Source organism: Streptococcus infantis, from assembly GCF_047464615.1.
GTDB lineage: Bacteria > Bacillota > Bacilli > Lactobacillales > Streptococcaceae > Streptococcus > Streptococcus infantis_Y.
Genome location: NZ_JASHBO010000011.1, coordinates 38,877 through 53,311 on the forward strand (window position 1 = coordinate 38,877; position 14,435 = coordinate 53,311).

A 14,435-nucleotide genomic window follows, 5' to 3' on the forward strand; every position below is an offset into this window, starting at 1 on the left:
AGAGGAATGTATGAGTCAGAAATTATACAATATGAAATTTTCTGCGGTCTATCCAGCCTTGATTGCAAAGGTTGAGCGAAAGGGTGGAAGGGCAGAGTCCGTTCACCAAGTGACCAGTTGGCTGACAGGTTATGAAGTGAGTGATATTGTTGCCTGTCTGGATAGGGACCTTACCTACGGAGATTTTTTTCGACAGGCACCGTCTTATGTGCCTGAACGGATTTCAATTACAGGTAAGATTTGTGGTGTTCGTATTGAGGAAATTGACGATCCTCTGATGCAGGAAATCCGCCGTCTGGATAAATTAGTAGACTGGCTTGCTAAAGGGAAAACAGCCCAGCAGGTCCTAGAAAAGTATGAGAAATAGATATGAAAAACTATCAAGAGTGGTACGATAAAAGAAAAGCAAGTCTCCTTCGACACCCACAAGGATTGCAATTGATGCGAGTCTTTAATCGCATGATGACAGTCCTAATGCCAGTAGCCTACTTGACTTTGTTGGGGACAAGTCTTATAACCAAGGGCTTGGGGAACGACTTTTACGCTTATATCTTAGTGCCAGCATTGGGTTTTGTTCTATTGACGCTGGTGCGTAAGTGGATTAATCAACCGCGTCCCTATGAAACTTGGGGAATTGTCCCTCTACTAGACAAGGACAGCTCTGGGAATTCAATGCCTAGTCGCCACGTCTTTTCAGCAACCATTATTTCCATGGCTTGTGTGCATGCAAATCTGCCTGCAGGGTTGATTTTATTGGTCTTATCAGCTCTTCTCGGTCTTGTGCGAGTCTTGGGTGGCGTTCATTATCCCAAGGATGTTCTGGTTGGCTATGCCTGTGGACTCCTCTGGGGAATTCTCTTCTTTATTTTGTAAAAAGCAAAGCAAGTGGGCTTGGCCTCGTAACCACTTACGGGTCAAAAGTGACCACTTGCTTTTTTGCCCTTGTAAAGTCTTCTGGCCTTTGGTATAGTAGATGCAGAAAGGAGATAGGATGAAGTTACGAATCGAGATTGATAGTGAATTAACTGAGACAGAGATTGTCATCAAGGCTGCAGCCCTGACAGATGAAATAGCTGACTTGCAACGACTCTTGCAAGAAACCAAGGCTCCTAGGTTGATTTTTTACAAGGGGACGGGTGAGTACTACTTAGACTTGTCAGAAATTCTCTTTTTTGAGACAGAAGGTAGCAAGATTTACGCCCATACCCAGAAAGAAGCCTACGAGGTTCGGCTCAAGCTTTATGAGCTAGAGTCCATCCTGCCCCGCTATTTCAGTCGGGTATCCAAGTCGACCATTGCCAATATCCGGCAGGTCTACTCGGTGGACAAGTCCTTCTCAGGGACAGGAACTATTTCCTTTTATCAGACCCACAAGGAGGTGCACGTGTCACGACACTACCAATCCCTCCTAAAAGAAAATCTAAGAAACATGAGGTAAGAAGATGAAAAAGAAAGCATTTGGTATTGTGTTGCTAGTATTGGCAGCTTTAGTATTGTTACAGGGGAATTTTGGGATTCCTTCACTTGAAGGGGAAATTTGGCCCTTGATTGGTATTGGATTTTTTGCCTACCAATCAGTTGAGGCTTTGTTGCGTCGTCATTTCACTTCAGCCTCTTTTACAGCCCTAGTAGCCCTCATGATTGCTAATCATTTTTACGACATTTTACCGATTCCCAATCAATCATTGTTCTGGGCAAGTATTTTAATCGTAATGGGTGTCAGCGCACTCACTCATTCTAACAGAACTTGGAATGGAAAAAAATGGTGGTATGACGGTGAAAAGACCATTCTGACAGACAAGGAAGTCGCTTTTGGGGCGGGTACATTTTACAAGCAAGACCAAGAATTGGTAGAAGACGAGTTTGAAGTCGGCTTTGGGAATGCCAAAATCTATTATGACAATGCAGAGATGTTAGGTGATTTTGCTACTCTGAATATCGAAGTCGGTTTTGGGAATGCAGTTATCTACGTGCCTCAACACTGGAGAGTAGATCTAAAGGTAGAGACTTTTTGTGGAGCAGCCAAGGCAGATGCCCCTCTAGGACCAACCAGCAAAACTTTGATTATCCGTGGAGATGTAGCTTTTGGGAAACTAGGAGTTGTTTACGTTAAATAAAAAAATATTCCAATCCCCTTGCCAAAAAAGAGAAAGTGTGATAACATAGTACAGTATGTGGTGCTAGCACATCCGCTATATTAGATCTAATAGGAGGAAAACACAAATGGCTAAAGTATGTTACTTTACAGGTCGTAAGACTGTATCAGGAAACAACCGTTCACACGCGATGAACCAAACAAAACGTGCCGTAAAACCAAACCTTCAAAAAGTTACTGTACTTATCGATGGTAAACCTAAAAAAGTTTGGGCTTCAGCTCGTGCTTTGAAATCAGGTAAAGTAGAACGCGTTTAATAAAGAGTAAAAGGCCATCAGGTCTTTTTCTTTTGCTCTGAGTTCAAAAAGTCTCGTCAAAGGAGCAAATATCCGCCGATACAGTATTCTGCTTTTACACTTGGCTTGAAATATGATAAAATAGAGTATCAACTAGTTGAGGTAGAAAAAATGACTGTAAAAATTAATACAAAAGATGGTCAAATCGAACTAACAGATGAAGTGATTGCTACCGTTGTAGGCGGTGCAGCAACTGAGATTTTTGGTGTGGTCGGTATGGCAAGTAAGAAAGCCCTCAAAGATAATTTCCAAGCCCTCCTTGGGAAGGAAAATTATTCTAAAGGTGTCGTTGTAAAAGCGGCCGAAGATGGTAGCATTGCAGTTGATGTATATACCGTGTTGAGCTACGGAACAAAAATCAGTGAAGTCTCAAAAAATATCCAAGAGCGTGTCCGTTTTAGTTTGGAAAACCAACTTGGCATTACTGCTCAAACTGTGAATGTCTACATTCAAAATATCAAAGTTGTAGGAGAATAATCGTGTCAAATATTACTACAAGCTTATTTCAAGAAATGGTACAGGCTGCATCTACTCGTTTGAACAAGCAAGCCGAATATGTCAACTCATTGAACGTCTTCCCAGTTCCAGATGGAGATACAGGAACAAACATGGGAATGACTATCGAAAATGGTGCTAAAGAAGTAGCAGACAAACCAGCTTCAACTGTTGGTGAGGCTGCAAGTATCTTGGCTAAAGGTCTTTTGATGGGTGCGCGTGGGAACTCTGGAGTTATCACTTCTCAGCTTTTCCGCGGATTTTCGCAAGCCATCAAGACAAAAGAAGAGTTGACAGGGAAAGACCTAGCTCTTGCCTTCCAATCTGGTGTTGAAGTAGCCTACAAGGCCGTTATGAAGCCAGTTGAAGGAACAATCTTGACTGTATCACGTGGTGCTGTTATCGGTGCTAAGAAAAAAGCCGAGCAGACAGACGATGCTATTGAGGTTATGCGCGCTGCCTTAGAAGGAGCTAAAACAGCCCTTGCTAAGACTCCAGACATGCTTCCAGTATTAAAGGAAGTTGGAGTTGTAGACTCAGGTGGTCAAGGTTTGGTCTTTATCTATGAAGGCTTCCTTTCAGCTCTTACTGGTGAATACAGTGCGTCTGAAGACTTTGTTGCCACTCCAGCGAATATGAGTGAAATGATCAATGCTGAACACCACAAGTCTGTAGCTGGACATGTGGCAACAGAAGACATCACCTTTGGTTACTGTACAGAGATCATGGTTGCCCTTAAGCAAGGCCCAACTTATGCAAAAGACTTTGACTACGAAGAATTCCGTAACTACTTGAACGAACTTGGGGATTCACTTCTTGTTGTCAATGACGATGAAATCGTTAAGGTTCACGTCCATACAGAAGATCCAGGTCTTGTTATGCAAGAAGGTCTCAAGTATGGTAGCTTGGTTAAGGTTAAAGTCGATAACATGCGTAACCAACATGAAGCACAAGTGGAAAAAGAAGCTAAAGTCAGCAAACCAGCTGAAGAAAAAGAATATGCTCTTATCGCAGTAGTAGCTGGACAAGGCTTGGCAGACATCTTCCGTGCTCAAGGTGTGGACTATGTTATCGAAGGTGGACAAACCATGAACCCTTCGACAGAAGACTTTATCAAGGCTGTTGAGCAAGTCAATGCTCGCAACATTATCTTCTTGCCAAACAACAAAAACATCTTCATGGCAGCTCAATCTGCTGCAGAAGTCTTAGAACAACCAGCTGTTGTGGTAGAAGCTCGTACAATCCCTCAAGGATTGACTAGTCTTCTTGCCTTTGATCCAAGCAAGTCTATCGAAGAAAACAAAGAACGTATGACTGCAGCTCTTGGTGATGTGGTCAGCGGTAGTGTAACAATAGCCGTTCGTGACACGACTATTGATGGTTTGGAAATTCATGAAAATGACAATCTGGGTATGGTAGACGGTAAGATTCTCGTATCAAACCCTGATATGCACCAAACTCTGACTGAAACTTTGAAACATATGTTGGATGAAGATAGTGAAATCGTAACCTTCTATATTGGTGAAGACGGAAGCGAAGAATTGGCTAACCAAATCGCCCAAGAAATCGCAGAAGAATTCGAAGATGTAGAAGTAGAAATCCACCAAGGTCAACAACCAGTTTACCCATATCTTTTCAGTGTGGAATAAGAATGAAATAGAAAAAGAAAGAGGTCGGGACAAAGGTTCCCGATCTTTTTTGGTTTGCAATGAATTTTGGAGGTAGTAGCTAACTAGATTTTTTATGACATTTGTCATATCTCCTCATGACAGAATCTTCTAGTGACACATGCTTCAAAGAATTATAATAGATGTATCAAATGGAGGAAGAAAAAATGAAACATAAAGTAATTATCGCAATGAGTTTAGTAGCAGCAGGAGTCATGACTTATCTCATGTTTTCAGGATTGGACGAAGGCTTCTATCATTTTCCTTGGGAGCTATTTGCAGGATTTGGAATCATGTCTTGGCTTATCCGAGAAGGTTTGAAATTGGTCTCAGATGTGAAAAAGGAGTTTGAAAAATGAAAAAAGCGATTCTCTATCTCTTTATTGGATTGTCACTAGTGGTATGGTTGGTCGAAATGTTTACAGGTTGGTTTGACCAAGCCTTCCTTCACCAAGTCATCCGCGGTGCTTGGGGGCTAGGATTTATGATTTTTATCGTCTTTCCGATGGGAAAGGAGTGGTTGAAAGGAGAATATCATGAACATGATTAAGGTAGAAATCCTAAATAAAAGCATCAAGGGCAAGGCTATATTGAAGGATATTTCCTTTGAGGTGGCTGAAGGTGAATGTGTCGCCTTAATTGGTCCAAATGGTGCTGGAAAGACAACGCTTTTGGACTGTTTGCTTGGAGACAAACTGGTCACAAGCGGTCAAGTATCCATCCAAGGCTTGCCAGTGACGAGCTCTAAGTTAGACTACACTAGATCCTATCTCCCTCAAGAAAATGTCATCGTTCAGAAATTAAAGGTCAAAGAGTTGATTGCTTTCTTTCAAAGCATTTACCCAAATCCCTTGAGCAATCAGGAAGTCGATCAACTATTGCAGTTTGACCCGCAACAAAAAGAGCAATTTGCAGAAAAACTGTCAGGTGGGCAAAAGCGTCTCTTCTCTTTTGTCTTGACCTTGATTGGCCGACCAAAGCTTGTCTTTTTAGATGAGCCAACTGCTGCCATGGATACTTCAACCCGCCAACGTTTTTGGGAAATTGTTCAGGAGCTAAAAGCGCAGGGAGTTACTATTCTCTATTCGTCCCATTATATTGAGGAAGTAGAGCATACAGCGGACCGGATTTTGGTCTTGAATAAGGGAGAGTTGATTCGTGATACGACACCTCTAGCCATGCGCAGTGAGGAGATTGAAAAGCACTTTATCCTTCCTCTAGCTTACAAGGAAGTCGTTGCGCAGTCTAACTTGGTTGAAAACTGGTCACAAAAACAAGATGCCCTGCAAGTAGTCACACGTGAAGCGGATGCTTTCTGGGAACGGTTAGTCCAGGCAGGCTGTAGGATACAAGAAATTGAAGTCAATAACCGTAGTTTGCTGGATACAATCTTTGAAGAAACACAAAAGGGAGATGACTAATATGAAACGATGGATCGCACTAAACAAGATAGAATTTCTATTGACCAAACGACAATTAGTCTATTATCTATTATCCGTAGGGATGCCGACGGCCTTCTATTTATTCTTTTCAGGCATGTACCAGGATACACCAGATGGGCCAGCAAATTTTATGCGCGACTACCTTATCTCTATGACGGCCTTTTCCATGATATCGACAGCCATGTTTTCATTTCCAGCTGTTTTACATACCGATAAAATCAACAACTGGCAGAAAACATTACGCCATACTCCAGTAAATATGGTAGAATATTATCTATCAAAGATAACAAGTATGATGGTTGATTATCTGGTTTCAATCCTGGTTGTTTTCTCAGTTGGGCACTTGGTCAGAGGTGTGGATATGCCTTTAGGAAGCTGGATTGGGGCTGCGCTCTTGCTGATTGCGGGAAGTATAGCCTTTGTAGCGCTTGGTTTGATCCTGACACTCTTACCGTCTAGTCAGTTGATGTCTGTCGTGGGCAATCTTCTCTATCTAGGCTTGGCTGTTTTAGGCGGACTCTGGATGCCCATCTCTTTATTTCCAGACTGGATGCAAGCAATCGGTAAGTGCCTACCAACCTATCAGTTGATGGAGTTGCTCAAGGCCTTCTTAAACGAGGGTGGCATCAATTTATCAGCCACAGTTTATCTACTTGTTTTTTCAGCAGTTTTGTTTGGTTTGACTATTTACCTTCAAGGTCATAAGGAGAATGCTTAATGCTTGAAAGACTGAAAAGCATAGACTATATGTATTGGGCCAGTTTGATTTTTATGTTTTTTTCCATCATTCCTGTAGTGACTGGGGAGCTTCCTGTCTGGCATTTATTGATTGATATTCTATTTGTAGTGGCATATTTGGGTGTTTTAATAACTAAGAACCAGCGCCTTTCTTGGCTTTTCTGGGGCATCATGCTGGTCTATGTAGCTGGGTATACTGCCTTTGTTGCTGCGAATTATATCTGGTTTTTCTTTTTCCTTTCCAATCTCTTAATTTATCATTTTGGTGTACGTAGTTTAAAGTCTTTACATGTCTGGACTTTTCTCCTTACTCAAGTGCTTGTTGTAGGTCAACTTTTGATTATTCAGAGAATCGAAGTTGAATTTCTAGTCTATCTGCTTGGAATTCTTACTTTTGTGGATTTGATGACTTTTGGTTTGGTTCGGATTCGGATTGTGGAGGATTTGAAAGAAGCTCAGGCTAAGCAAAATGCCCAGATAAATTTATTGCTTGCTGAAAATGAACGTAGTCGTATCGGTCAGGATTTGCATGATAGTCTGGGGCATACCTTTGCTATGCTGAGTGTCAAGACAGATTTAGCCTTGCAGTTATTTCAGATGCAGGCCTATCCACAGGTGGAGAAGGAATTAAAAGAAATTCACCAGATCAGCAAAGATTCCATGAATGAGGTGCGAACCATTGTGGAAAATCTGAAATCACGGACTTTAGCATCAGAGCTTGAGACTGTCAAAAAGATGCTGGAGATTGCTGGAATTGAAGTTGAGGTTGACAATCAATTAGACAAGGCTAGCCTGACCCAGGATGTAGAGTCGACGGCTGCCATGATTTTGCTAGAACTGGCGACCAATATCATCAAGCATGCCAGCGCTGAAAAAGCCTATCTAAAACTAGAACGTACAGATCAGGAATTACTCCTGACAGTCAGAGATGATGGGAAAGGTTTTGCAACTGTAAAAGGAAATGAACTTCATACAGTCCGTGACCGTGCAGCAGCCTTCTCAGGTCAAGTAGAGCTGGTCAGTTTGAAACATCCAACAGAGGTGCGCGTGCATCTGCCTTATAAGGAGAAAAAGTAGATGAAAGTATTAGTCGCAGAAGATCAAAGTATGCTTAGAGACGCTATGTGCCAGCTCTTAAGTTTTCAGCCAGATGTGGAGACTGTTCTGCAGGCGAAAAATGGAGCCGAGGCTATCGAGGTTTTGGAGAAAGAAGCAGTAGATATTGCCATCCTTGATGTCGAAATGCCAGTCAAGACAGGACTCGAAGCACTTGAGTGGATCAAACAAGAAGTGCCTGAAACCAAGGTGGTTATCGTTACGACCTTCAAACGACCAGGTTATTTTGAACGAGCGGTCAAAGCAGGAGTCGATGCCTATGTCTTGAAAGAGCGAAGCATCTCCGAACTCATGCAAACCCTGCATACGGTGTTAGAGGGACGCAAGGAATATTCTCCAGAGCTGATGGAAGTCATGATGACTCATCCAAATCCCTTGACCGAGCAGGAAGTCGCTGTTTTACATGGAGTAGCACAGGGGCTGTCCAACCAAGAAATTGCGGACAAGCTCTACCTCTCAAACGGTACCGTTCGTAATTACATGACCAATATCCTCTCCAAACTAGGTGCCAGCAACCGAACCGAAGCGGCCAAAACCGCCGAAGAAGAAGGCTGGTTGTGAGGGGGAGAAGAAAGAAAAAAATCTCTTAGAAATGAATCTAAGAGATTTTTTGTGTTATGTGGCTATTAGTCCGTCTCGCTCCGTTAGGTGCGAGATAAAAAAACACCCGCTATGCGGGTGCGCGTCGAAGGTTATACTAAAAAACTCCAAACGCGATACAATAAAGGTGTTCAAGCCAATTGTAAAGCGAAAGGAGAAAACCATGGCACAAAAGTCTCATAGTTTATCACACACAAAGTGGATGTGTTCCATCACATTGTGTTCACCCCTAAGTATAGACGAAAAATCATCTATAATCAATATCGAAGTAGTTTAGGCGAAATATTCATCGCTTGTGTAGTTATGAAGGTATTGAAATTATCGACGGACACTTGATGCGTGATTATGTACATATGTTGGTAAGTATTCCACCAAGGATAATTCATGGGTTATTTAAAAGGCAAAAGTGCACTCATGATGTTTGATAAACACGCCAACCTCAAGTATAAGTTTGGAAATCGGTATTTCTGGGCAGAAGGTTATTATGTGAGTACAGTAGGGCTCAATGAAGCCACAATTAAGAAATATATTCAAGATTAAAGAAATTATCCAGTGGATGATTTCTTCACGAGTATGAAAATTTGAGAGCGAGTAAAGCATGATATAGCACTAGATAAATGAAGTGTGAAAGAATATGAGGATCCCTTTAGGGATAGTGGTAAGTAATACTCACGCCTCTTTAAGAGGTAAGTGACGAGTCAGCTTGAACAAGGTGAAAGCCAGCGTCTTTAGGCGCTGGCTGGTAATTTGGGCTTATAGCCCTGGTGCAAACCACCTGTTAGACTAGGGGTGATTGGATTGTTACCTTAAACGGTATACGTTAAAACGCCGTATGCCGAGCGACACATACGGTGGTGTGAGAGGGACTAGAAATCAGCCCTTATTCGAAAGGTAGTATAGAAGTTTAAGCCTTCTCCAACTGTAAGAGAGCTTCAATTTCTGCAAGTGTGCTTGCCTGTGAGATAGCTCCACGAAGTTTAGCTGCACCTGATGTTCCACGGAGGTAGTGAGGAGCGAGTCCACGGAATTCACGGACCGCAACCTTTTCTCCCTTGAGGTTGATTAAGCGTTTCAAATGCTCGTAGGCGATGTTCATCTTATCTTCAAAGGTTAAATCAGGAAGGATTTCTCCAGTTTCAAAGTAGTGATTGATTTGATTGAAGAGGTAAGGATTTCCCATGGCTGCGCGTCCAATCATAACGGCATCAGCACCGACTTCTTCGATGCGTTGTTTGGCTTCTTGGACAGTGCGAATGTCACCGTTAGCGATAAATGGAATTTTTGTCAGAGCTTGTGCAACCTTGTGGAGAGTCTCCAAATCTGCGTGACCAGTGTACATTTGTTCACGGGTACGACCGTGCATAGCAAGTGCAGAGACACCTGCAGCCTCAGCGGCGAGGGCATTTTCCACAGCTAGAGATGGGTCAGACCAGCCCGTACGCATTTTGACAGTGAGAGGGATATCAAGGACTGATTGAACTTTGTTAATGATAGAGTAGATCTTGTCTGGATCCTTGAGCCACATAGCGCCAGCTTCGTTTTTCACGATTTTGTTAACTGGGCAGCCCATGTTGATATCCACGATATCGGTCTTGGTATTTTCTTGGATGAATTCTGCTGCGCGTGCTAGGCTGTCTTCATCGCTTCCGAAAAGTTGGATAGAGACTGGGTTTTCGCCTTCATCGATATGAAGCATGTGAAGAGTTTTTTCGTTGTTGTATTGGATACCTTTATCAGAGACCATTTCCATGACAACGAGTCCAGCTCCGAGTTCTTTAGCAATAGTACGAAAGGCGGAGTTAGTCACGCCGGCCATGGGTGCTAAAACGGTACGATTGGGAATCTCAACATTGCCAATCATAAAAGGTGAATTAAGATTTGTCACGAATGAGTTCCTCCAGATCATTTTCGTTAAAGTTGTAAGTTGTTTGACAGAATTGACAAGTGATTTCTGCGCCATGATCTTGGTCCTTCATTTCCAGCAAGTCTGAGCTTGGAAGACTAGAAAGAGCCTTCATAAAACGTTCTTTGCTGCAGTCACATTGGAAACGAATTTCTTCTTCAGACAAGCGTTTGTATGGCTCGTCACCATAGATGGCTTTAAGAAGAGCTTCGATATGGTCTTCACTCTCGAGAAGTGTTGAAATGGCAGGCATTTCTTGGATGCGTTTTTCAAAACGAGCGATTTCTTCTTCCTTGGCTCCTGGCAAAACTTGAACAAGGAAACCACCTGCTACTTTGACCTTGTCTTCTTCGTCCAAAAGGACATTGAGTCCAACTGCTGACGGAGTTTGTTGGCTTTCTGTCAAGTAGAAGGCAAGATCTTCACCGATTTCTCCAGAGATGAGGGGAGTCATGGAGTTGTAAGGATTTCCAGTGCCGTAGTCTGTGATAACGAGAAATTGACCATTGCCGACAAAAGGTCCGACTAGGACTTCACCAGTTGCAGTCTTTTTGATATCAACACCAGGATTTTGGACGTAGCCTTTGACATTTCCTTTGGTATCTGCGACAGTGATGATGGCACCTAGAGAGCTAGTTCCAAGAACTTTAACCGTTAGCTTGGTATTTCCTTTTTCATTGGCTGCGAGAATCTGGCTAGCAATAAGGGTGCGGCCAAGTGCAACAGTTGAGCTAGCTTGAGTTTGATGTTTTTCTTGAGCAGTGCGGACGGTTTCAGTGCTATCAAGAACATAAGCACGAAAGGCCCCACTTTCTGATATAGTTTTAATAATTTTATCCATAGCTACTATTTTAGCATAAAAATGCCCAAAGGGGGAGTGGGGTGTTTGCTATCGTTTTAAAGTGATCTATTTACATCAGTGAAATTATGAAGAAAGAACTGAAATAGGCTAAAATGTGCTTTCTAAAAATGGTAAACAGTTGAAAATAGAGGGAATAAAGTGGTAAAATGGGAACAAGAAAAAATAGTAATTGTATATTTGCATAAAATTATTGAAAATTTACAAAAAGAAGTTAATTATGGATAAAAAGAAACCAATCTATGTTTTTTTAGGACAAACGGTCCTGTATTTTATTGTTCTACTTGGTTTGCTTTACTTTTTTAGTTACCTAGGACAAAGTCAGGGAAGCTTTATTTACAATGAATTTTAGTTTAAAGGAGAAAAATCATCGTGTCTAATAAGCCGATAAAAGATATGATTGAAGCGATTGAATATTTCGCCCAAACTCAACCTACCTTTCCAGTATACAATGTCTTAGGGCAAGAGCACACTTATGGTGATTTAAAGGCTGATTCAGATAGTTTGGCTGCAACCATTGATCAGCTAGGATTACCTGAAAAATCTCCAGTAGTCGTTTTTGGTGGTCAGGAGTATGAGATGTTGGCTACCTTTGTAGCCTTGACCAAGTCAGGTCATGCCTACATTCCAATTGACAGTCATTCGGCCTTGGAGCGAGTTTCGGCTATATTGGAGGTTGCAGAACCAAGCTTGATTATTGCCATTTCAGACTTTCCATTGGAGCAGGTCTCTACGCCAATGATGACTCTAACTCAGGTTCAAGAAGCCTTTGCTAAGGGGGCAAGCTATGAGATCACGCATCCGGTCAAGGGGGATGATAACTACTACATCATCTTTACTTCAGGGACTACTGGAAAACCTAAAGGAGTGCAAATTTCGCATGATAATTTGCTCAGCTTTACCAACTGGATGATTACGGACAAGGAATTTGCGACGCCAGAGCGTCCACAAATGTTGGCGCAACCACCCTATTCCTTTGACTTGTCTGTCATGTATTGGGCACCGACCTTGGCTCTTGGAGGAACGCTTTTTGCCCTCCCATCGGCCATTACTCAAGACTTTAAGCAACTCTTTGCGACCATCTTTTCACTTCCAATTTCTATCTGGACTTCAACACCATCTTTTGCAGATATGGCCATGTTGTCTGAAGATTTCAATGCTGAAAAGATGCCAGGCATCACCCATTTCTATTTTGATGGGGAAGAGTTGACAGTTAAAACCGCTCAGAAATTGCGCGAGCGTTTCCCACATGCGCGTATCATCAATGCTTATGGGCCGACTGAAGCGACGGTAGCTTTGTCAGCAGTCGCTATTACAGATGAGATGTTAGCAACCTTGAAACGTCTTCCGATTGGCTACACCAAAGAAGATTCTCCAACCTTTATTATCGATGAGGGAGGGAATAAATTACCAAATGGAGAACAAGGGGAGATCATCGTATCTGGTCCAGCTGTTTCAAAAGGCTACATGAACAATCCTGAAAAAACAGCTGAAGCCTTCTTCGAATTTGAAGGTTTGCCAGCCTACCACACTGGAGATGTTGGAACTATGACAGATGAAGGTCTTCTTCTTTACGGTGGACGGATGGACTTCCAGATCAAGTTTAATGGCTATCGTATTGAACTAGAGGATGTCTCTCAAAACTTGAACAAATCTAAGTACGTTGAATCTGCTGTTGCAGTTCCTCGTTACAACAAGGATCACAAGGTCCAAAATCTCTTGGCCTATGTTATCTTAAAAGATGGCGTCAAAGAACAATTTGAGCGCGAAATTGATATCACGAAAGCTATCAAGGAAGACTTGGAAGATATTATAATGTCTTACATGATGCCATCTAAGTTTCTTTACAGAGAGGAATTGCCACTGACTCCAAATGGCAAGATTGATATCAAAGGATTGATTAACGAGGTGAATAATAGATGATGGATTTCCTGAAACAGCTGCCTCATATTGAGCCGTATGGGAATCCGCAGTACTTTTTGTACGTGATTACTGCTACCTTGCCCATCTTTATCGGTCTTTTTTTCAAAAAACGTTTTGCTTGGTATGAAATACTGGTTAGTCTATTCTTTATCGTTACCATGTTGACGGGTGGCAAGACTAATCAAATAGCTGCCTTAGGAATCTATCTAATTTGGCAAATTGTACTGGTTCTTTTTTACAAGCAGTATCGAAAAATTCGAGATGGCAAATGGATTTTCTATCTCGTTAGTCTGTTGTCTTTACTTCCAATTATATTTGTAAAGGCGCAAACAGCCATTAACGGAACACAATCCTTGCTGGGTTTTATCGGAATTTCTTATTTGACATTTCGTTCGGTGGGAATCATCATCGAACTTAGAGATGGAGTCATTAAGGATTTGAAAATGTGGGAGTATTTGCGTTTTCTTCTCTTTATGCCGACATTTTCAAGTGGTCCTATTGATCGTTTCAAACGTTTTAATGAAAATTATCAGACGATACCAGAGCGCGATGAGTTGCTAGATATGCTAGCCGAGTCCGTTCGGTATATCATGTGGGGTTTTCTATATAAATTTATCCTAGCTCATATTTTAGGCGAGATTTTATTGCCACCGCTAAAGAATTTAGCTTTACAAACAGGTGGCTTCTTTAACTACTACGTAGTTGCAGTCATGTACACATTTGGTCTGGAGCTCTTCTTTGACTTTGCGGGTTATTCCATGTTTGCTCTAGCTATTTCAAATCTGATGGGGATTCGTAGTCCGATCAACTTCAACAACCCTTTTTTATCAAGGGATTTGAAGGAGTTTTGGAATCGTTGGCACATGAGTTTATCCTTCTGGTTCCGTGACTTTGTCTTTATGCGCATGGTCATGGTGATGACGAGAAAGAAGCTCTTTAAGAATCGAAATGTGACCTCAAGTGTCGCCTATATCCTGAATATGCTCCTTATGGGGTTCTGGCATGGGATAACTTGGTTTTACATCGCCTACGGACTCTTTCATGGAGTGGGCTTAGTCATTAATGATGCCTGGGTTCGAAAGAAAAGAACGCTCAATAAAGAACGTAAGAAAGCAGGGCGACCTCCCTTGCCTGAGAATCGCTGGGTTCAGTTGCTTGGCATGGTGATAACCTTCCATGTCGTGATGATTTCATTCTTAATCTTCTCTGGGTTTTTGAATGATTTATGGTTTAAAAAATAA

At 42.0% G+C, this 14,435-nt stretch carries 18 protein-coding genes and 1 pseudogene; 17 read left to right on the forward strand and 2 right to left on the reverse strand.

What is annotated here, in order from left to right; translation table 11 throughout:
- Positions 1–10: 10 nt before the first annotated feature.
- From QM450_RS07565 to tnpA, 14 genes and pseudogenes are all read left to right on the forward strand, one after another.
- Positions 11–367, forward strand: coding sequence for a DUF2200 domain-containing protein (locus tag QM450_RS07565; protein WP_414320174.1), 357 nt, complete (start codon positions 11–13; stop codon positions 365–367).
- A 2-nt stretch (positions 368–369) separates the two neighbouring features.
- On the forward strand, positions 370–873 hold the full coding sequence (locus QM450_RS07570; protein ID WP_414320175.1) for a phosphatase PAP2 family protein: 504 nt from the start codon (positions 370–372) through the stop codon (positions 871–873).
- 118 nt (positions 874–991) lie between these two features.
- Positions 992–1,438 carry a LytTR family DNA-binding domain-containing protein gene (locus QM450_RS07575; RefSeq protein ID WP_000776599.1) on the forward strand — a complete coding sequence of 149 codons (447 nt, stop codon included), beginning with the start codon at positions 992–994 and terminating at the stop codon, positions 1,436–1,438.
- A gap of 4 nt (positions 1,439–1,442) precedes the next feature.
- A complete protein-coding gene (locus tag QM450_RS07580) occupies positions 1,443–2,117 on the forward strand; it encodes a LiaF transmembrane domain-containing protein (protein WP_414320176.1) in 675 nt (224 codons plus the stop codon).
- A gap of 106 nt (positions 2,118–2,223) precedes the next feature.
- A complete protein-coding gene (rpmB, locus tag QM450_RS07585) occupies positions 2,224–2,412 on the forward strand; it encodes a 50S ribosomal protein L28 (RefSeq protein WP_001140948.1) in 189 nt (62 codons plus the stop codon).
- 150 nt (positions 2,413–2,562) lie between these two features.
- A complete protein-coding gene (locus tag QM450_RS07590; RefSeq protein WP_000216431.1) occupies positions 2,563–2,928 on the forward strand; it encodes an Asp23/Gls24 family envelope stress response protein in 366 nt (121 codons plus the stop codon).
- 2 nt (positions 2,929–2,930) lie between these two features.
- Entirely contained in the window at positions 2,931–4,595 is a 1,665-nt protein-coding gene (locus QM450_RS07595; RefSeq protein WP_414320177.1) for a DAK2 domain-containing protein, read from the forward strand.
- Positions 4,596–4,765: 170 nt separating this feature from the next.
- Positions 4,766–4,972 (forward strand): hypothetical protein, encoded by a 207-nt coding sequence (locus QM450_RS07600; protein WP_414320178.1) that lies wholly within the window; start codon positions 4,766–4,768, stop codon positions 4,970–4,972.
- On the forward strand, positions 4,969–5,163 hold the full coding sequence (locus QM450_RS07605) for a hypothetical protein (RefSeq protein WP_075232359.1): 195 nt from the start codon (positions 4,969–4,971) through the stop codon (positions 5,161–5,163). The genes QM450_RS07600 and QM450_RS07605 overlap by 4 nt, the downstream gene beginning before the upstream one ends.
- Entirely contained in the window at positions 5,150–6,034 is an 885-nt protein-coding gene (locus QM450_RS07610) for an ABC transporter ATP-binding protein (RefSeq protein WP_414320179.1), read from the forward strand. The genes QM450_RS07605 and QM450_RS07610 overlap by 14 nt, the downstream gene beginning before the upstream one ends.
- A 1-nt stretch (position 6,035) precedes the next feature.
- Positions 6,036–6,773 (forward strand): ABC transporter permease, encoded by a 738-nt coding sequence (locus QM450_RS07615; RefSeq protein ID WP_414320180.1) that lies wholly within the window; start codon positions 6,036–6,038, stop codon positions 6,771–6,773.
- The gene (locus tag QM450_RS07620; protein WP_414320181.1) at positions 6,773–7,870 is read left to right on the forward strand and encodes a sensor histidine kinase; all 1,098 of its coding nucleotides are present in this window, start codon (positions 6,773–6,775) and stop codon (positions 7,868–7,870) included. Before QM450_RS07615 ends, QM450_RS07620 begins: the two co-directional genes overlap by 1 nt.
- Positions 7,871–8,470: a response regulator transcription factor gene (locus QM450_RS07625; RefSeq protein ID WP_075232363.1), complete on the forward strand. Its 600-nt coding sequence runs from the start codon at positions 7,871–7,873 to the stop codon at positions 8,468–8,470.
- A gap of 202 nt (positions 8,471–8,672) precedes the next feature.
- A pseudogene (tnpA, locus tag QM450_RS07630) lies at positions 8,673–9,130 on the forward strand (IS200/IS605 family transposase).
- Between the two features lie 283 nt (positions 9,131–9,413).
- On the opposite strand, the gene dusB reads toward tnpA, so the two are convergent.
- Positions 9,414–10,394 (reverse strand): tRNA dihydrouridine synthase DusB, encoded by a 981-nt coding sequence (dusB, locus tag QM450_RS07635; protein WP_414320182.1) that lies wholly within the window; start codon positions 10,392–10,394, stop codon positions 9,414–9,416.
- Positions 10,381–11,253, reverse strand: a complete 873-nt coding sequence (gene hslO, locus QM450_RS07640; protein ID WP_414320183.1) for an Hsp33 family molecular chaperone HslO — start codon at positions 11,251–11,253, stop codon at positions 10,381–10,383. The genes dusB and hslO overlap by 14 nt, the downstream gene beginning before the upstream one ends.
- Before the next feature lie 238 nt (positions 11,254–11,491).
- On the opposite strand from hslO, the gene QM450_RS07645 reads away from it, so the two are divergent.
- Genes QM450_RS07645 through dltB form a run of 3 tightly spaced genes read left to right on the forward strand, consistent with a single transcriptional unit; the run spans position 11,492 to position 14,435 of the window.
- Positions 11,492–11,623: a teichoic acid D-Ala incorporation-associated protein DltX gene (locus QM450_RS07645; RefSeq protein ID WP_000358457.1), complete on the forward strand. Its 132-nt coding sequence runs from the start codon at positions 11,492–11,494 to the stop codon at positions 11,621–11,623.
- Between the two features lie 20 nt (positions 11,624–11,643).
- Entirely contained in the window at positions 11,644–13,194 is a 1,551-nt protein-coding gene (dltA, locus tag QM450_RS07650) for a D-alanine--poly(phosphoribitol) ligase subunit DltA (protein ID WP_414320184.1), read from the forward strand.
- Positions 13,191–14,435, forward strand: a complete 1,245-nt coding sequence (gene dltB / locus QM450_RS07655; protein WP_414320185.1) for a D-alanyl-lipoteichoic acid biosynthesis protein DltB — start codon at positions 13,191–13,193, stop codon at positions 14,433–14,435. Before dltA ends, dltB begins: the two co-directional genes overlap by 4 nt.